Here is a 16,980-nt window from a genome sequence, read left to right on the forward strand (position 1 = left end):
GTTACTCCTTACCTACGTGCAGGATTGCCAGGAAGGCCTCCTGAGGCACATCCACCCGCCCCAGAGACTTCATGCGCTTCTTACCTTCTTTTTGCTTGTTGAGCAGCTTCTTCTTCCGGCTCACGTCACCACCGTAACACTTGGCCAGCACGTCCTTGCGCATCGCCTTGACGGTACTGCGGGCGATGACGTGGTTGCCGATGGCCGCCTGGATGGCGATGTCGAACATCTGGCGCGGGATCAGCTCGCGCATCTTCTCCACCAGCAGGCGACCGCGGGACTGGGCGTTGTCCTTGTGGGTGATGATGGCCAGGGCGTCCACCCGCTCGCCATTGATCATGATATCCAGCCGCACCATGTCCGCCGGTTCGAAGCGCTTGAAGGCGTAATCCAGCGAGGCATAGCCGCGGCTGGTGGACTTCAGGCGATCGAAGAAGTCCAGCACCACCTCGGCCATGGGGATTTCGTAGGTCAGCGCCACCTGGTTGCCGTGGTAGACCATGTTGGTCTGCACGCCCCGCTTCTCGATACACAGGGTGATGACGTTGCCCAGGTACTCGCTCGGCACCAGGATGTGGCACTCGGCGATGGGCTCCCGGATTTCGGTGATGTTGTTGACCGCCGGCAGGGCCGACGGGCTGTCGATGTGGATCACGGAGTCGTCGGTCTGCGCCACCTCGTACACCACAGTCGGCGCCGTGGTGATGAGATCCAGATCGTACTCCCGCTCCAGCCGCTCCTGGATGATCTCCATGTGCAGCATGCCCAGGAAGCCACAGCGGAAGCCAAAGCCCAGGGCGGTGGAATTCTCCGGTTCGTAGAACAAAGAGGCGTCGTTCAAGGAGAGTTTCTCCAGCGCGTCGCGGAAGGCCTCGTAATCGTCGGAGGAGATGGGGAACAGGCCGGCATAGACCTGGGGCTTGACCTTCTTGAAGCCCGGCAGCGGCTTGTCGGCGCCGTGCTTGGCCAGGGTCAGGGTATCCCCCACAGGCGCGCCGTGGATGTCCTTGATACCGCACACCACCCAACCCACCTCGCCACAGGAGAGGCCATCGGTATCCTTCTGCTTGGGGGTGAAGATGCCCAGGCGATCCACGCCCCACACCTGGCCGGTGCTCATCACCTTGATCTTGTCGTTCTTCTTCAGCGAACCGTGCTTGATCCGCACCAGGGAGACCACCCCCAGGTAATCGTCGAACCAGGAGTCGATGATCAGGGCCTGCAGCGGTGCCGCCGGATCCCCTTCGGGGGACGGGATCTTGGCGACGATGGTCTCCAGCACCTCATCCACGCCCAGGCCGGTCTTGGCGGAGCAGCGCACCGCGTCGATGGCGTCGATGCCGACGATGTCCTCGATCTCTTCGGCCACCCGCTCCGGCTCGGCCTGGGGCAGATCGATCTTGTTGAGTACCGGCACCACCTCGAGGTTCATCTCCATGGCGGTGTAGCAGTTTGCCAGAGTCTGTGCCTCAACCCCCTGACCGGCGTCCACCACCAGCAGCGCCCCTTCACAGGCCGCCAGGGAACGGGAAACCTCGTAGGAGAAGTCCACGTGGCCGGGCGTATCGATGAAGTTGAGCTGGTAGGTCTGCCCATCCTTGGCCTGGTAGTTCAGGGTCACACTCTGTGCCTTGATGGTGATGCCGCGCTCCCGTTCCAGATCCATGGAATCCAGCACCTGCTGCTGCATCTCCCGGTCGGAGAGGCCGCCACAGATCTGGATCAGACGGTCTGACAGGGTCGACTTACCGTGGTCAATGTGGGCAATGATGGAGAAGTTACGAATTTGTTTCATCGGATAAATTTCGGCCAATAAAGATGGTCACCTGACAATAGAGGCGAGAGTTTACTGGATCACAAAAGGAACGGCTATGGCTTAGTCAATCTGCTGGGTGGGAATGTCTGCGCCCAGCATGACGGGGCGATAGAGCCCTTCGCTAAACTGACGGGCCCCCAGCTTGGCCAGCAGGAAGCCAAGGCCTCCCCCCACCATGGCACCGAGGATCTCCGGCAGCTCTTCGGCGATCTGCCAGACACCGGACAGCCACTTGCCCACCAGGGCGCCGACCAGCAGACAAAACAGCGGCAGCATATAGACCAGCAGGGCACTCTTGAGCAAGCTCTTCTCCGGGATGCCGATGCGCACCTGCTGCCCCACGCTCACCTCCCCCACCCGGGCCACCTCCAGCAACTGGGGACGACCGGGCATGGACTTGGCCAGGCTGCCGACGCCACAGCTGGCCTGCTGATGGCAGTGCCCACAGGCGCTCTTGCGCCGGCACTCCACCTGCACCCAGGTCTCTCCCACCGCCACCACGGTAGCTACCGATTCAATCATGTGCCGCTCCTTGCACCGTCACCGCGGCAGGATGCAACGACTCGGCGATGCGCCGGGCCGTCGGGGCCGGGATCTCGCCCACCACGGTAACATCCACATTATGCGGATTTGTAAAGGTGAGCAAGCTGGTTGCGCCCTGCATCAGCACCTGGTTGGGCGTGGCCTCCCCCGGCTGGGTCTGGGCCAGATAGACGGAGACGTCCACCAGGCCATCGCTGAGCAGCACATAGTCCACCGGCTGATCCAGCATGGCCAGCTTGTGCCGATCGGCGGAAACCACCTTGAACCCCTTGGGCAACCAGCCAAACTCCCAGCCGCTGTGGTTGGGTTTGGCACTGTAAGCCTCGGCCAGGGCGACGGCCGGCGGCAGCTTGGCCTTGGCCAACTCCTGCAACCAGGGACTGGGCTGCTCGGAGATCCGCAGATCCACCCCCATGAACTGCTCCACCAGATCCCCTTGGTCATCGATCATGTCCATGCGCAGCAGCAGGCCGCTCTGTTGCTCCAGCCAGAGCACGAAGCCGTACTTACTGCTGTCCTTGGGCACCAGGCGCACCACCTGGGTCGCCAGGCCGGCGATGCGGTTGCGCCCCGCCACCACGGGCTCATAGCTTTGCAGCACCCGATCCAGATCCATCTCCAGAAGGGCGGACCAGAGCCCGGGCATGCGGGCGGACTTGAGGGTGTAGGGGTCATTGCCGCTTTCAAAGAAGCTGAACTCGTCGCCACGGCGCAGGTATTCGCTGGGTCGGCCATTGAGCAGGATGAGGTGGGCGATATCCTGATTGCCCACTGTGCCATGGGAGAAGCGCATGGGCTCCAGCAGCCCCTGACGCAGCTTCACCATGGAAAGCTCGAAATTGTAGTGGTGATAGGCCCGCTGCATCTGTTGCAACAAGGCCTCAGCCGAAGGTGCATCGGCTGAGGCCTTGAAACTGATCAGCAGGGCAGCCAGAAAAAACCAAGCAAGCTGCCGCACGTTGTTGTCTCTCTACTGCCAGGGTTAATCGTTGGTTTGATGCAGACGCTGCTGCAACTGGTGATCCCGCAGGTAGGCGGAAACCCGTTGCTGATATTGCTGCACCTGCTCCTCGGTCAGGGAAGCTTGGCCCTGATGGCTGCGCAACGCCTCGGCCTGCGGGCCATAGCTGACACTCACCGGCGCCGCCAGGCCGGCCAGCGGCACTGTGTTCAGCACGGGTGAGGGCGCGGCCGGGTTTTGGCCATGTTGATATTGCTGCACCCCGACGATTACCGCCGCCGCCACCGAGGCGGCGATGGCATACTGCCCCAATTGGCGTCCCATGGCCACCACCTTGGGTTGCAGCTGCCGCCAGGCCAGCCGGCTGGCGCGCGGCGCCAACACAGTGGGCTCCGCCGTCAACGCCGCCATCACCTTGTCGGTGAAATCCAGCGGCACCTGGGCCGGCAACTCGTCACGCAGGGCATCACCGATCAGGTGATAACGGGACCAGGTCTGGGCCTGGGTAGGCTCCTTGAGCAGATCGGCCAGCCAAGTGTCATCGGACAGCTGGTGATCCATCAATGCCGAAATCCGTTCATTACTGGACATAATGGCCTGATTACTCCCTTTCTAGCGTTGCAACAAAGGTTGAATCCACTTGTCGATCACCTCTCGCGCCCGGAAGATCCGTGAGCGCACCGTGCCCACCGGACAATCCATGATGACGGCGATCTCCTCGTAACTCAGTCCCTCGATCTCCCGCAGGGTTATCGCCTGGCGCAGATCATCGGGCAAGCTGTCGAGGGCCGCACGCACGTGGCGTTTGAGCTCATCGGACAACATCAAGTTTTCCGGGGTGGCCTGCTCATGCAGGGCATCGGCCCCCTCGTAAAACTCGGCCTCCGAGGCTTCCACATCCGCATCAGGCGGGCGGCGCCCCTGGGCCGTCAGGTAATTCTTGGCCGTGTTGACGGCGATCCGATACAGCCAGGTATAGAAGGCACTCTCGCCACGAAAGGTGGGCAGGGAGCGATACGCCTTGATAAAGGCCTCCTGCGCCACATCGGCGGCATCCCCGGGATTATTCACAAACCGGGACACCAGACCGATCACCTTATGCTGGTATTTGCTGACCAACAGGTTGAACGCCTGCTTGTCACCGCGCTGCACGCGCTCCACCAGGGCCTGGTCAATATTTGCCTCTATCTCCTCGCTCATCGGCGCAGGATACCTCCACTCGCTTATCCCAAGTCATTGGCCGATGAGACACAAACTTTCAGACAGAGCGACTTTATAAAAGTTCATTATTATTCAAAAAAGCGTGATCCCGGCTGCACCTGCCCGGCTCTTGGGCTAACATAGGGCCTTCCTCACTCCACGCCAATGATACTTATGAAACAGCACGTTGAACACAGTTGTGACGTCCTCATCATTGGCAGTGGTGCCGCCGGTTTGTCCCTGGCGCTGCGATTGGCAGATCACGCTCGGGTCATGGTATTAAGCAAGGGACCCTTGAGCGAAGGGGCCACCTACTATGCCCAAGGAGGCATCGCTGCCGTTTTCGACGAAACGGACAGTGTCGAATCCCACGTCAATGACACCCTCACGGCCGGAGCCGGTCTGTGCGACCGCCCCATGGTGGAATTTACCACCCGCAATGCCAAAGATTGCATCCAGTGGCTGATCAACCAGGGGGTGCCCTTTGACCAGGAAGAGACGAGCAGCGGACAAGGCCAGCCTTCCTACCACCTGACCCGGGAAGGCGGCCACAGCCACAGACGCATCTTCCACACCGCCGATGCCTCCGGCAAGGCGGTGGAAATCACCCTGGTGGATCAGGTGCGCGCCCATTCCAACATCCAGCTGATGGAGCGCTACAACGCGGTGGATCTCATCACCACCCGCAAGCTGGGCATACCGGGCAACCGGGTGCTGGGCGCCTACGTCTGGAACCGCAACGCCGAACAGGTGGAAACGGTGCAGGCCCGCTTCGTCGCCCTGGCCACCGGCGGTGCCTCCAAGGTCTATCAGTATACCTCCAACCCGGATGTCAGCTCCGGCGACGGCATCGCCATGGCCTGGCGCGCCGGCTGCCGGGTGGCCAACATGGAATTCAACCAGTTCCATCCCACCACCCTGTTCCATCCGGATGACCGCAACTTCCTGCTCACCGAAGCCCTGCGGGGGGAAGGCGCCTACCTGCGCCGGCCCGATGGCAGCCGCTTCATGCCGGACTTCGACCCCAGGGCCGAACTGGCACCGCGGGATGTGGTGGCCCGCGCCATCGACTACGAGATGAAGCGCCTGGGGGTGGACTGCATGTACCTGGACATCAGCCACAAGCCGGCCGACTTCATCCAGAAACACTTCCCCACCATCTATGAACGCTGCCGGAAGATCGGCATCGACATCACCAGCCAGCCGATCCCCGTGGTGCCTGCGGCCCACTTTACCTGTGGCGGCGTGATGATCGATCAAACCGGCCAGAGCGACGTGCCCGGCCTCTATGCCATCGGCGAGGTCTCCTACACCGGACTGCACGGCGCCAACCGTCTGGCCTCCAACTCATTGCTGGAGTGCGTGGTGTTCGCCCACTCCGCCGCCCAGGACATACTGGCGCGCCTGCCCATGAGCGCACCGCCGCCGGCCCTGCCGCGCTGGGATGAGAGCAAGGTGGGCAACTCGGATGAAGAGGTGGTGATCCAGCACAACTGGCACGAGCTGCGGCTGTTCATGTGGGACTATGTGGGCATAGTGCGCACCAACAAGCGGCTGGAGCGCGCCAAGCGACGCATCGATCTGCTCAAGCAGGAGGTGCACGATTACTACGCCAACTTCCGCGTCTCCAACAACCTGCTGGAGCTGCGCAACCTGCTGCAGGTGGCCGAACTCATCGTTCGCTCCGCCATGCAACGCAAGGAGTCCCGCGGTCTGCACTACAACCTGGACTACCCGGATGCCTTGCCGGATCCCAAGCCCAGCATACTGATCCCCGACAACTACTAAAAAAACGGCTCCTTCACGGAGCCGTTTTTTTAGCGCAGGTTGACCTGGCGGGCCAGCAGGCGAAAATCCGCAGGCGCCAGGCTGTCGGCGAAGATCCACAGGCGGATCACCTGCTCCCCTTCCAGATCCAGCCAGAGGAAGCCTGGCCCGACCCGGGAACCCAGCCCCAAGCGGTACCACTGCCCCTGGTAGTGCAGCTCCTGGCCGGACAGCTCCAGCCACAGCTGGCGATGATGGGCCTGGTAGAGGGAGACCGCCAGGCTGATCCCCAAGGCCAGCACAAACCAGAGCCAGTAGGCGCCGTGCAACAGGGACCACATGGGCCAGCACAGCAACAGGTGACCCACCAACAGCAGGATTTGGTGCCAACGGGAGGGTCCGACGACGATCTTATGCTTGGTGGTAGGCAAGGATGGCTCCAATGATCGACTGCAGTTCCGGATCCGCCGGTGACTCCCGGCCCAGCAGCCAGCGAAACAGCTCCAGATCACTGCATTCCAGCAACCGGGCAAACGCCCCTTGCGCCGCCGGCGACAACGCCGGGTAGCCCTGTTCAAGGAAGGGGGTCAGCAGGGTATCCAGCTCCAGCATACCCCGCCGGCAGGCCCAACGCAGTCGGGCCAATTCAGTAGCATCACTCATGGACTCTCTCCTCAACCAGCCACCATGGTAACGGGGCCAGGGATAGCTGACAAACGCTCCCCGGCCCTCTACCATAAGGCATTTGCGATGCGCCCGGCATCGCGCCTATCACAGTCTTATCGGGAGTCGTCATGTCCTCATTGCCCTGCCTACCCGCCAGCCCCCATCGTTTCCCCTTGGCTCGCCTCGGCGCCATCGCCCTGAGCGGGCCGGATCACCTCAGCTACCTGCAAGGTCAGGTCACCTGTGACGTCGCGGCCCTGCCGGTGGGGAGCCAGACTCTCGGCGGTCACTGCGATCCCAAAGGCAAGCTGTGGGCCAGCTTCCGCCTGTTGCGCCAACCGGAACGCCTACTGCTGCTGCTGGAACAGGATCTGCTGGCCCGCCAGCTGCCGGAACTGAAGAAGTACGCCGTCTTCTCCAAGCTGACCATAGCGCCGCTGGCGGATCTGCCGTTGTGGGGCTTGGCGGGGTCAGGCAGCGACGCCTGGGTGGCCCGGCACTGGGGGTTAGAAGACACAGGACTGCTGGCTGACGGCATGGCCTGCCGCCTGGGGACGGATCGCTGGCTGCTGGCGGGGATACCGACGGAGGCTGATCTCCCCGGCGCCCCCGAGGCGGATTGGTGGGGCTTAGAGATCCTCGCCGGCCTGCCGCACCTGAGCGCCGTCCATCAGGGGGAATACATACCCCAGATGATCAACCTGCAGGCCTTGGGTGGCATCAGCTTCCACAAGGGCTGTTATACCGGCCAGGAGACGGTGGCCCGCGCCAAGTACCGGGGCTCCAACAACCGCGCCCTGTTTATCCTGCAGGGCCAGGGGAGCCAAGCGGTCGCGCCGGGGGACGTGCTGGAGCTGGCGTTGGAGAGTGGTGACTGGAAGCGTGCCGGACTGGTGCTGGATGTCTGGCAGCAAGGCGCCGATCGGCTGCTGAGCGCGGTACTGCCCCAGGATCTGGCCGTCGAGACCAGGCTGCGCCTGAAGGGCGATGAGCAAAGCCGGCTGGCGATACAACCCCTGCCCTACTCGCTGGCCGAGTAAGATTCCGGCACCGACAGGATCAGCAGATCCCCTCGCCCATGGGTCAGCAGGCCATGCATGGGCGAGCCCACCAGAAAGCTCAGCAACCGCTCGTCCCGCCCCAGGATGAGCAAGGCCAGGTCCGGATCCTCCGCCAGCTGACTGAGCTCGTGGGTCACCGAGCCCGTGACCACCTGCCAGCCCTGCACCACATCGCCATAGGCCAGATGCCAGGCCGCCAGCTGCCGCTCGGCCCGCTCCTGATAGTCCGCCAGCCAGCCCTCGGGGGCATATTCCAGCTCCAAGCCGCTGTGGGCCACCTCGACCGGCTCCACCACATGCAGCAGCTGTAACCTAGCCCCCATCTCCCGCGCCAGGGTCGCCGCCCCCTCCAACAGCATGGGGGCCGTCTCATCCAGGGGCAGGGCCAACAGCCAAAGGGGCTGCCGGGGCCAGTAGCTTCGCTCCGGATCCAACACCAGCAGATCGCAGGTGATGCGGGCGGCGATCTTGCTGGCCAGATGAGGATGCCAGAAGTGGCCGTCGCCGCCATGTTGGCCCAGCACCAACAGGCTGGTCTCCCTCTGATTGCAGCGGCGGATCAGCTCCTCGGCCACCTGACCGCAGAAGAGATCGCAGCGCCCGGTATGAATGGACAGGCTGGCCATGTGCCTTTGTAACGCCGCAAACTCCGCCGCCTTGAGGGCAGCCAGATGCGCCTCCTGCGCCGCCAGATCCAGGGTCTCATCCAGTGGTAACACGGCCACCACGTCCACCACGGCCGACCAGCGATTGGCCAGCTTGACTACCCGTTGCAACAGTCCCTGGGGATCCCGTTCCAGACTCAGGGCCAGCAGGATGCGAGGATAAGTCATTGTCCACCTCATGTTGTCGCTACCCATATCTTGAGGCTAGAAAGCGGCTACCACCTTTGCCAGGCGCCACACATCAAGAAGAGTAAAATCCCTCCTATGCTTAGGCATGAGTCCACCCGACTTACGGCCAGGAGGCGTATGCTTATCAGCCCCCCCAGACAGCCAGGCGCCGGCCAGGCGCTGCCTCGCTGCCGGCCATGCCGCTGGCTGGCTGGACTGCTGATGCTGCTGAGTCTGCCAACCCTGGCCCTGGAGTCCGTGGTGCTGCAGCTTAAGTGGACCCATCAGTTCCAGTTTGCCGGCTACTATGCCGCCTTGGAACAGGGTTATTACCGCGCCGCCGGGCTGGATGTGCGGCTCAAACCCAATGGTCAGGATGGCATCTCGGTCTCGCCGGTGGAGGAGGTGCTCAACGGGCACGCCCAGTACGGCATCAGCAATTCCGGGCTGGTGAAGGTCTACCTGGAAGGCAAGCCGGTGGTGGTGCTGGCCGCCATACTGCAACACTCGGCGGTCGCCTGGCTGGTGCTGGAGCGCTCCGGCATCCATACCCTGCACGACCTCAGCCGCCGCCGGTTGATGACGGCGCTGCCGGTGAACGAGAGTTACGAACTGCTGGCCCCGTTTCGTGCCGAGGGGGTGGCGGTGGAGCGGCTGAACCTGTTGCCCACCAGCTATGATCTGCGGGATCTGCTCTCCGGCCGGGTGGATGCATACGATGCCTATGTCACCAACGAGCCCTTCATGCTGCAGCAACTGGGCATCCCCTACCGGCTGATCGAACCACGCAGCTACGGCATCGACTTTTACGGCGATGTGCTCTTCACCTCCCGCCAGGAGCTGCAGGACCACCCGGAACGGGTCAAGGCCTTCCGCGAGGCCACCCTCAAGGGCTGGCACTACGCCATCGAGCATGTGGACGAGATGGTGGATCTCATCCGGCAACGCTATGCCCCCTACAAGAGCCGGGAACACCTCTTATTCGAGGCCCAGACCCTGATCAGGCTGATCCAGCCAGACTTCGTCGCCCTGGGCCACCTCAACCCAGGACGCTGGGCCCGCATCGCCGAGATAGAAGAAGGCAACGGCCAGCCGGTGCCCCTGTCACGGCTGGAGGATTTCCTCTATCAGGAGCGCCCAGTCAGCGACGGCCGGGTCTGGCTGATGGGTGGGGTCTTTTTGCTGGTGGCCCTGAGCCTGCTGGCCATCATCGGCTGGATAGTGCGGATCAACATCCGCCTGCGCCAGGAAGTGGGGGCCCGCAAATCGGCGGAACTGCAGCTGCGCCGGCTCTCCCGCACCGATCACCTCACCGGCCAGCACAACCGCCGCGCCTTCTTCCAGGTGTTCACTCGTGAATTTGCCCGCTTCCGCCGGCATCCCCACCCTCTGGCCCTGCTGATGCTGGACATAGATCACTTCAAGCTGGTGAACGACAAGTACGGCCATCCGGTGGGGGATCTGGTGTTGGTGGAGTTTGGCCGCCGTCTCAAGGCGCAGCTCAGACGCATCGACGAGCTGGGGCGCATCGGGGGGGAGGAGTTTGCCATCCTGCTCACCGACACCAGCCTGGAGGAGGCGACCGTCAAGGCCGAGCAGCTGCGCAAGCTCATCGCCATGCCCCCCTTCGTGGTGGGGCGGGAAGGCCTGAGCCTGCAGATCTCCACCAGCATAGGGGTGGTGGCCGCCCGTTCCGGCGACACCAGCCCCAAACAGCTGCTGATTCGGGCGGATGAGGCCCTCTACCAGGCCAAGGCCCAGGGCCGCAACCGCTGCGTCACGGCGCCGTAATGGCCTACTGCCCCGTCCCCGTGGCCCCGCTGACCACCCCGACGGCCTGCTGCACCTGCTGCTGTACCATACCGTTGGCGCCGCTGACGGCCTGCTCAGCCGCTTGGCTCGCCTGCTGTTGCAGGGTCGAGGCGGCGCCACTCACCAGGGTATCGGTCTGCTGCTGCACCATACCACTGGCCCCGCTGACCGCCGAGCCAAGGGCCTGAGCCGCCGCCGACTGCAGTTGCGCCTGGGGATCCTGGGCCGCCGCCATCACGGGCTGCAGCGCCGCGGGCCAGGAAGGCGTCACCGGCAGATTGTCCTTCAACACCTGCTCGGCAAACACCTTGGGCACGCCGCCGGAGATCAGGGTCACCGCCATCTGGTTGGTCTCGCTGTTCCAGACAAAGCCGGCCTGTTCCGCCACCTCAGGGAGTGGTGAATAGCGGGACAACACGAAGAACAGCGGGCCTTCTTGCTGGATTTCGTCCGCGGTCTTCAGCAGGCGCAGCGCTGTGTCGTAGTTCTCATCCCCCAGCAGGGCCGTCATCCGATCCTTGATCAGGGAATTTTCAAACAGGTTCACCTGATTGGGATCCAGGCCCACCAGGGGCTTGAGCAGGGCCCACATCAACTGGCTCTGGGCGCCCACCAACAGGGGGGCCACACAACCGGACACCATCAGGCACAGCAACAGCGCGGCCAGGCGGGCCGCGACGAGGCGATACAGGGTTTGCAACATCAAGGACTCCGCATGAGCCAAAAAGAGAGGGGTGGCAGCCCCAGATGGGCGCCGGCAGCACGTTAACATAACCGGATAAAAACGCCAGAGGGGCCCATCTAGGGCCCCTCAAGGACAGGTAAAGCCGAGCAATTGCCGTCAGGCCGTCAGGTTAACCAGACTGCCGGTCGGGGCACCATCGGGAAGCTTGTCACCAAAGGACTGCAGGAACTGGGTCAGGCTCACACCGCTGTCGGAGGCGCCCAGGCTGTCCAGCAGGGAGGAGAACTGGCTCTGCAACTGGCCGATGCTGCTGTCGCTGCTGGTGTCACCGCTGCTCAGCTTGGTCAGCAGACTCTGCAGATCCGTCTTCATGGGATTGGTGCCGCTGCTGGTGCTGGCATCGCTCGTACCCTGGGCATGCAGCGTGGTCATCAGGGTATTCATGAAGGATTGCAACTGATCGTCGCTATCTGAGTCAGAATCACTGCCGATACCCAACTCGGAGAGCGCACTCTGCAGGTCATTCATCATGCCGCCCTTATCCTTGGGTGGCGGCGGCGGTGGCATCTTCAGCGTCTCGTCCGAGACGGACTCACTGCTGTCACTGGGTTGGAACAGCTGGGCCAGCGAGCTGTAGAGGCTGCTGGATACGGAACTTATGGACATGGTCATCTCCTTGCATCCGGGGTTATATGCGGCCCAAGCGATCCCACTCAATTCAGCTCAAGCCCAACGTCACTGCACCAGTTACCTGCAAAGTCTTCACCAACCTCAGGCGACATTTGGTTAACTTATGCAAAGTTACGTTAAGTATTGGCGAGGGCGATCCGGCCCGGGGGGCCTTACTCCCCCGCCAGCCCCAGGTTTGCCACTCAGGTTGCGCTGACGCCCCGGTTCGCCGGCCATACTGCCGCCTACGCGGCAGCGGCTTGCCGCCCCACTGCCGCTGGCAAATCTGACAGGCCAGCGCCCGTTCCCCCTCGGGTAGCCCAGAATCATGACTTGGGAATGCCTGTTTAGCCATGTCGCCAGGGAGAGCCAGGATGCGCAACAATCAACCCGTCACCCAGCAAGAGGTGGAATTTGGCCCTGAGATCCGTCTAGTCTCCATGACGGATATGCAGGGCGACATCACCTTCGTCAACCAGGATTTTGTTCGCATCAGTGGCTTCAGCGAGCAAGAACTGTTGGGCAGCCACCACAACCTGGTCCGTCACCCGGACATGCCGGCCGCCGCCTTTGCCGATCTGTGGCAAACCATCAGGTCGGGCCGTACCTGGCGTGGCCGGGTGAAGAACCGTTGCAAGAATGGTGATCACTACTGGGTGGATGCCTACGTGATGCCCATCGTCCAGGACGGCCAGACCGTGGGCTACCAGTCGGTACGCAGCAAACCCAGCCGCCAGCAGGTGGCCGAGGCCGAGGCCCTCTACCAGCAGCTGCGCGCCCACCCCGAGAAGGCCCTGCCCCAACCCCCGGCCTGGCCCCGCGGCTCTCTGATCACCAAGAGCCGCTGGCTAGGCGGGATCGCGCTCGTCAGCGCCGCCTGGCTACTGACCGCTGCCCTCTGGCCTGGGCTGGCGGAGGCGCTGGGCGCCGGCCAGACCCTCAGCCGCCTGCTGCACCTCGTCAACCTGTTGGCCCTGCTGTCATTGCTGGTGCTGCTGCAACGCCAGATCTTTGCCCCCCTGCGCCTCTGCCAGCAGGAGCTGATCCGCATCGCCAACGGCGACCTCACCGCCAACCTGCCGGATCTGCCGCAGCATGAACTGGGCCAGCTGCTGTTGGGGATCCGCATGATCCAATCCCGTCTGCTGGCCATCTTCGGCCGCTTTGGCGAGGCCTGCGGTACCCTCTCCGGCTCTTCCGGCAACCTGACCCAGACCGCCGACCAGCTGAGCCGCGGCGCCGGCACCCAGGCCGCCAGTGTGGAGGAGAGCACGGCGGCCATGGAGCAGATGGGGGCCTCCATCAGCCAGAATGCCGATGGTGCCCGGCTGACCGGCGAGCTGGCCAGCCAGGTCGCCAAACATGCCGAACAGGGAGGCGAGGCGGTGCGCCAGACGGTCGACGCCATGAAGCAGATCGCCAGAAAGATCGGCATCATCGATGACATCGCCTACCAGACCAATCTGCTGGCGCTCAATGCCGCCATCGAGGCGGCCCGCGCCGGCGAACACGGCAAGGGCTTTGCGGTGGTCTCTGCCGAGGTGCGCAAGTTGGCCGAGCGCAGTCAGGTGGCGGCATTGGAGATAGGCCAGGTGGCGCGCCAGAGCGTGACCATGGCCGAGCAGGCCGGCCACCTGTTCGAACAGATGGCGCCAGACATAGACCGCACCTCCACCCTGGTGCAGGAGATTGCCCAATCCTGTGCCGAACAAAATACCGGAGTGGAGCAGATCAACATCGCCATGAACCAGCTCAGCCAGCTCAGTCAACACAGCGCCAGTGCCGCCGAGGCCCTGTCTGAGACCGCCGGCGCCATTCAGGAGCAGGCCAGCCGGCTGCAGGAGATGCTGGCCTGCTTCCGCCTGCAGGCCGGCCGGGGGCAGCCGCTAGCGGTTGAGCAGACCGCCACGGCGCGCCTGCGGGCGACCCGGGTGCGTCACGCCTGAGACTCGCTCAGGTGGCAGCGGCTGATCTCGTCCATCAGCCAGCGAATGTCCGCCTGATGATCGTACAGGGAGTGGCTGAGGATGGTCAGGGTCAGCTCAGGCGCCCCTGCCGGTAACTCGACGATGCGCAGGGGCAGCATCTCCACCAGCTCCTGGGCGATGCGCAAGGGCACGCACATCAGGTAGCCGGAGCTGGCTACCACCCGTCCCCCCACCGCATAGCTCTGCACTATGGTGGCCAGGGTGCGGGACTGATGCTGGGCGCTGAGCCAGCGCTCGATGAGATCCGCCCCCGAGATCACCGCCGGCAGGTGCACCTGGGGCTCCGCCAGAAACTGTCTGAGGCTGAGCCGCGCCGGTAGATCCGTGCGCGACCGCGCCGTGATGGCCACGAAGCGGTCGGTGAGCCAGGTGCGCTTGTTGAAGGCGTGGGGCACATGCTGCAACCCCTCGATGCCGACAAACACGTCCAGCTGCCCCGACTCCACCCCGGTATCCTGGATCTTCTCCGCCAGGATATCCACGCTCAAGCGGACATTGGGCGCCAACGTCTTGAAGCGCGACACCAGCCTGGGCAAGGCGAGAAATTCGAAATAATCCACCGCGCCTATGTAGAAGGTGCGAGCCGATGTCGCCGGCTCAAACTGACCGCCCCCCTGCAGGCCCCGCTCCAGCTGCCCCAGGCTGCGCCGGACCACCGGGATCAGCTCCTGGGCGCGGGGCGTGGCCTCCATCCCCTGGCTGGTACGCACGAACAGCGGGTCCCCCAGCTGCTCCCGCAGGCGATTCAAGGCATGGCTGAAGGCCGACTGGCTGATGAACAGCCGCTCCGCCGCCTTGGTGACGCTGCGCTCCTCGGCCAGCACCAATAAAAGCCTTAGTAAATTCAAGTCTATAGATAGCAAAATGAAATCCAGTCATTGTTTTATTAGAACATTGCATTTAAATCATACTGCTTGGCGGGGTATTACTGAAGGCTCAGGAGATCAATCAATCAGGAGTCACCATGTCAGGACGCACCCCCACCCATCCCAGGTATTCCAGCCCGCTGGCCGCCCGCAACCCGAGTCAGGAGGCCTAAATGACGAGTTCCCGTCACACCATAGGCCTGGGCGGCCAAATCCTCTTCATCCTCTGTGCCGTCCTCATCATCGACACCCTGACCGCCGCCGCGGCCCTGGGCCCCAGCGTCATCGGCTGGTGGGCCATCACCCTGGTGGCCTTCGTGGTGCCCTATGCCCTGATCGCCACCGAGCTGGGCACCGCCTACCCGGCGGATGGCGGCCTGTATGACTGGGTCAAGCGCGCCTTTGGCGACAAGATGGCCGCCCGCACCTCCTGGCTCTACTGGATCAACGTGGGTCTGTGGATGCCCGCCGTCTATATCCTGTTTGCCGGCATGGCCTCCGAGCTGTTCGATCTGGAGCTGAGCCTGGCCGCTCAGGTCGGGCTGTGTATCCTGCTCACCTGGCTGACCGTCTGGTTCTGCAATGTGGCGGTGGATATCGGGGTAGGGATCAGCAAGATTGGCGCCCTGCTGAAGATGGTGGTGATCCTGGCGCTGGGGGTGGCCGGCTTTATCTATGCCAAAGAACACGGCATGGCCAATGAGCTGACCTGGCAGAGCATGCTACCCTCCTTCGAAGGCGGTGTCGGCTTCCTGCCGGCCATCATCTACAACCTGCTGGGGCTGGAGCTGGTGGCCTGCCTGGGCCGAGATCTCAAGGATCCGGTGCGCAGCATGCCCAAGGCCATGCTGCTGGCCAGCCTGGCCATCGCCCTGCTCTACGTGTTCGGCACCCTGGGGATCCTGGCCGCCCTGCCGGTGGATCAAGTGGGTCTGGTGGCCGGTCTCACCGACGCCCTCAAGGTACTGTTTGCCGACCTGCCCTACGGCCAGTTCTGGGTGATGGGGCTGGGTATCCTCGGTCTGCTGACCCTGATCAGCAACATGGTGAGCTGGACCATGGGCTCCAGCCGTGCCGCCGCCGAATCCGCCCAGGCGGGCGAGCTACCGGCCCTGCTGGGCTACCGTCACCGTCGCCTGGGCACCCCGGTGGGCGCCAACTGCCTCACCGGCCTAGTCTCCACCCTGGTGATCCTCTGCTACGGCCTGCTGGCCCAGGATAACGACGAACTGTTCTGGACCGTGTTCGCCTTCTCCAGCACCGTCTTCCTGCTGCCCTACCTGCTGATGTTCGCCGCCTTCTTGCGCCTGCGCCTCAAGGACGCCCGTCACCCACGGCCCTTCCCGCTGCCCGCCAGCCGGCCGCTGGCCTGGCTGCTGACCGGCTGCAGCCTGCTGTTCATCCTCGGCGCCCTGCTGCTGTTCATCTTCCCGCAGCTGGCCGAGGGGATCATCGACTGGCAGGAGAGCAGCCCGCTGCTGCTGGGCCTGGGGCTGACCCTGCTGCTGGGCGAGGTGTTGATCCACCGCCGCCTGGGCCGAACCGCTCAACCCAAGATAGCCCGCCACACCGCAGGCTAAATAAAAAGCCCCGCTCAAATGAGCGGGGCTTTTTCCTTATGGTCGCGGTTAGCCGCCTTTCGGCGAGCAAAACCACAGCTTGTTGCCCTCGCTGTCGAGAAAGCTGCCCACCAAGAAGGCCTCGTCGTACAGGGCCACCGGATCCACCACCCGAACACCCAATGCCTCCAGGGCGGCCTGGGTCTCTAGCGCGGCGTCCACCGCCAGGGTGACCCTGGGGTTAGGCTGCTCGGTGGGCGCCACCTCGCCGTCGTCCTTCAGCATCAGTATGCTGCCCCCCAGGCGATAGCCCAGGACCAGCCCCGCCTCCTCGGCCACCGGCAGCCCCAGAACCTCGCCGTAAAACTGTTGCGCGCGGGCCAGATCCGTCACCGCCAGGGCGACGACCTCCACGTTGCGCAAGCCCAATGTATGTTGCATGTCTGCGCCTCCCGATTAACACGGAATCACAGCAGGCCGGGTGCTGGGCCCGGCATCCCGCAGGCCGCCTCGGTCCGCAGAGTAAAGGTGCCTGTAAATTACCAGTATAGTTG

The 16,980-nt window shown here is 63.5% G+C and carries 17 protein-coding genes; 5 read left to right on the forward strand and 12 right to left on the reverse strand.

The features are described 5' to 3' along the window. Position 1: 1 nt before the first annotated feature. From lepA to rpoE, 5 genes are all read right to left on the reverse strand, one after another. A complete protein-coding gene (gene lepA / locus ABHF91_RS14070) occupies positions 2–1,795 on the reverse strand; it encodes a translation elongation factor 4 (protein ID WP_409420885.1) in 1,794 nt (597 codons plus the stop codon). A gap of 81 nt (positions 1,796–1,876) precedes the next feature. After that, complete coding sequence (locus ABHF91_RS14075; protein ID WP_409420886.1) at positions 1,877–2,338, reverse strand: SoxR reducing system RseC family protein; 462 nt, start codon at positions 2,336–2,338, stop codon at positions 1,877–1,879. Next, positions 2,331–3,317 carry a MucB/RseB C-terminal domain-containing protein gene (locus tag ABHF91_RS14080; RefSeq protein WP_409420887.1) on the reverse strand — a complete coding sequence of 329 codons (987 nt, stop codon included), beginning with the start codon at positions 3,315–3,317 and terminating at the stop codon, positions 2,331–2,333. The genes ABHF91_RS14075 and ABHF91_RS14080 overlap by 8 nt, the downstream gene beginning before the upstream one ends. Before the next feature lie 24 nt (positions 3,318–3,341). After that, the gene (locus tag ABHF91_RS14085) at positions 3,342–3,911 is read right to left on the reverse strand and encodes a sigma-E factor negative regulatory protein (RefSeq protein WP_409420888.1); all 570 of its coding nucleotides are present in this window, start codon (positions 3,909–3,911) and stop codon (positions 3,342–3,344) included. A gap of 21 nt (positions 3,912–3,932) precedes the next feature. After that, positions 3,933–4,520, reverse strand: a complete 588-nt coding sequence (rpoE, locus tag ABHF91_RS14090; protein ID WP_409420889.1) for an RNA polymerase sigma factor RpoE — start codon at positions 4,518–4,520, stop codon at positions 3,933–3,935. 174 nt (positions 4,521–4,694) lie between these two features. Between rpoE and nadB the strand changes: the two genes are divergently transcribed. Beyond that, positions 4,695–6,308, forward strand: coding sequence for an L-aspartate oxidase (gene nadB, locus ABHF91_RS14095; RefSeq protein WP_409420890.1), 1,614 nt, complete (start codon positions 4,695–4,697; stop codon positions 6,306–6,308). 29 nt (positions 6,309–6,337) lie between these two features. Here nadB and ABHF91_RS14100 read toward each other — a convergent pair whose 3' ends face one another. Then, on the reverse strand, positions 6,338–6,718 hold the full coding sequence (locus tag ABHF91_RS14100) for a protein YgfX (RefSeq protein ID WP_409420891.1): 381 nt from the start codon (positions 6,716–6,718) through the stop codon (positions 6,338–6,340). Further along, complete coding sequence (locus ABHF91_RS14105; RefSeq protein WP_409420892.1) at positions 6,699–6,950, reverse strand: succinate dehydrogenase assembly factor 2; 252 nt, start codon at positions 6,948–6,950, stop codon at positions 6,699–6,701. The genes ABHF91_RS14100 and ABHF91_RS14105 overlap by 20 nt, the downstream gene beginning before the upstream one ends. A gap of 131 nt (positions 6,951–7,081) precedes the next feature. Between ABHF91_RS14105 and ABHF91_RS14110 the strand changes: the two genes are divergently transcribed. Continuing rightward, positions 7,082–7,993, forward strand: a complete 912-nt coding sequence (locus tag ABHF91_RS14110) for a folate-binding Fe/S cluster repair protein (protein WP_409420893.1) — start codon at positions 7,082–7,084, stop codon at positions 7,991–7,993. On the opposite strand, the gene ABHF91_RS14115 is transcribed toward ABHF91_RS14110, so the two are convergent. Beyond that, the gene (locus tag ABHF91_RS14115) at positions 7,975–8,847 is read right to left on the reverse strand and encodes a universal stress protein (protein WP_409420894.1); all 873 of its coding nucleotides are present in this window, start codon (positions 8,845–8,847) and stop codon (positions 7,975–7,977) included. The two genes, ABHF91_RS14110 and ABHF91_RS14115, sit on opposite strands and share 19 nt — an antisense overlap. A gap of 138 nt (positions 8,848–8,985) precedes the next feature. On the opposite strand from ABHF91_RS14115, the gene ABHF91_RS14120 reads away from it, so the two are divergent. Then, positions 8,986–10,638, forward strand: a complete 1,653-nt coding sequence (locus ABHF91_RS14120) for a diguanylate cyclase (protein ID WP_409420895.1) — start codon at positions 8,986–8,988, stop codon at positions 10,636–10,638. Positions 10,639–10,642: 4 nt separating this feature from the next. Here ABHF91_RS14120 and ABHF91_RS14125 read toward each other — a convergent pair whose 3' ends face one another. Both ABHF91_RS14125 and ABHF91_RS14130 read right to left on the reverse strand, forming a co-directional pair. Next, positions 10,643–11,362 (reverse strand): hypothetical protein, encoded by a 720-nt coding sequence (locus tag ABHF91_RS14125; protein WP_409420896.1) that lies wholly within the window; start codon positions 11,360–11,362, stop codon positions 10,643–10,645. Between the two features lie 138 nt (positions 11,363–11,500). Further along, entirely contained in the window at positions 11,501–12,010 is a 510-nt protein-coding gene (locus tag ABHF91_RS14130) for a hypothetical protein (RefSeq protein WP_409420897.1), read from the reverse strand. Between the two features lie 377 nt (positions 12,011–12,387). On the opposite strand from ABHF91_RS14130, the gene ABHF91_RS14135 reads away from it, so the two are divergent. Further along, positions 12,388–13,959 carry a methyl-accepting chemotaxis protein gene (locus tag ABHF91_RS14135; protein ID WP_409420898.1) on the forward strand — a complete coding sequence of 524 codons (1,572 nt, stop codon included), beginning with the start codon at positions 12,388–12,390 and terminating at the stop codon, positions 13,957–13,959. Here ABHF91_RS14135 and ABHF91_RS14140 read toward each other — a convergent pair. Beyond that, entirely contained in the window at positions 13,950–14,864 is a 915-nt protein-coding gene (locus ABHF91_RS14140; RefSeq protein ID WP_409420899.1) for a LysR family transcriptional regulator, read from the reverse strand. The two genes, ABHF91_RS14135 and ABHF91_RS14140, sit on opposite strands and share 10 nt — an antisense overlap. Before the next feature lie 176 nt (positions 14,865–15,040). On the opposite strand from ABHF91_RS14140, the gene ABHF91_RS14145 reads away from it, so the two are divergent. Continuing rightward, positions 15,041–16,447, forward strand: coding sequence for an APC family permease (locus ABHF91_RS14145; RefSeq protein ID WP_409420900.1), 1,407 nt, complete (start codon positions 15,041–15,043; stop codon positions 16,445–16,447). A gap of 48 nt (positions 16,448–16,495) precedes the next feature. On the opposite strand, the gene ABHF91_RS14150 is transcribed toward ABHF91_RS14145, so the two are convergent. Further along, a complete protein-coding gene (locus tag ABHF91_RS14150) occupies positions 16,496–16,867 on the reverse strand; it encodes a VOC family protein (protein WP_409420901.1) in 372 nt (123 codons plus the stop codon). Between the last annotated feature and the right edge of the window lie 113 nt (positions 16,868–16,980).

This window comes from Pseudaeromonas aegiceratis (genome assembly GCF_046254905.1).
Classification (GTDB): Bacteria; Pseudomonadota; Gammaproteobacteria; order Enterobacterales; family Aeromonadaceae; genus Pseudaeromonas; species Pseudaeromonas aegiceratis.

Excerpts from the sequence above, each read along its gene's own strand:
- lepA (WP_409420885.1), bottom strand. The coding sequence starts at position 1,795 with ATGAAACAAATTCGTAACTTCTCCATCATTGCCCACATTGACCACGGT.
- ABHF91_RS14075 (WP_409420886.1), bottom strand. The coding sequence starts at position 2,338 with ATGATTGAATCGGTAGCTACCGTGGTGGCGGTGGGAGAGACCTGGGTG.
- ABHF91_RS14085 (WP_409420888.1), bottom strand. The coding sequence starts at position 3,911 with ATGTCCAGTAATGAACGGATTTCGGCATTGATGGATCACCAGCTGTCC.
- rpoE (WP_409420889.1), bottom strand. The coding sequence starts at position 4,520 with ATGAGCGAGGAGATAGAGGCAAATATTGACCAGGCCCTGGTGGAGCGC.
- nadB (WP_409420890.1), top strand. The coding sequence starts at position 4,695 with ATGAAACAGCACGTTGAACACAGTTGTGACGTCCTCATCATTGGCAGT.
- ABHF91_RS14105 (WP_409420892.1), bottom strand. The coding sequence starts at position 6,950 with ATGAGTGATGCTACTGAATTGGCCCGACTGCGTTGGGCCTGCCGGCGG.
- ABHF91_RS14110 (WP_409420893.1), top strand. The coding sequence starts at position 7,082 with ATGTCCTCATTGCCCTGCCTACCCGCCAGCCCCCATCGTTTCCCCTTG.
- ABHF91_RS14115 (WP_409420894.1), bottom strand. The coding sequence starts at position 8,847 with ATGACTTATCCTCGCATCCTGCTGGCCCTGAGTCTGGAACGGGATCCC.
- ABHF91_RS14120 (WP_409420895.1), top strand. The coding sequence starts at position 8,986 with ATGCTTATCAGCCCCCCCAGACAGCCAGGCGCCGGCCAGGCGCTGCCT.
- ABHF91_RS14125 (WP_409420896.1), bottom strand. The coding sequence starts at position 11,362 with ATGTTGCAAACCCTGTATCGCCTCGTCGCGGCCCGCCTGGCCGCGCTG.
- ABHF91_RS14130 (WP_409420897.1), bottom strand. The coding sequence starts at position 12,010 with ATGTCCATAAGTTCCGTATCCAGCAGCCTCTACAGCTCGCTGGCCCAG.
- ABHF91_RS14135 (WP_409420898.1), top strand. The coding sequence starts at position 12,388 with ATGCGCAACAATCAACCCGTCACCCAGCAAGAGGTGGAATTTGGCCCT.
- ABHF91_RS14145 (WP_409420900.1), top strand. The coding sequence starts at position 15,041 with ATGACGAGTTCCCGTCACACCATAGGCCTGGGCGGCCAAATCCTCTTC.
- ABHF91_RS14150 (WP_409420901.1), bottom strand. The coding sequence starts at position 16,867 with ATGCAACATACATTGGGCTTGCGCAACGTGGAGGTCGTCGCCCTGGCG.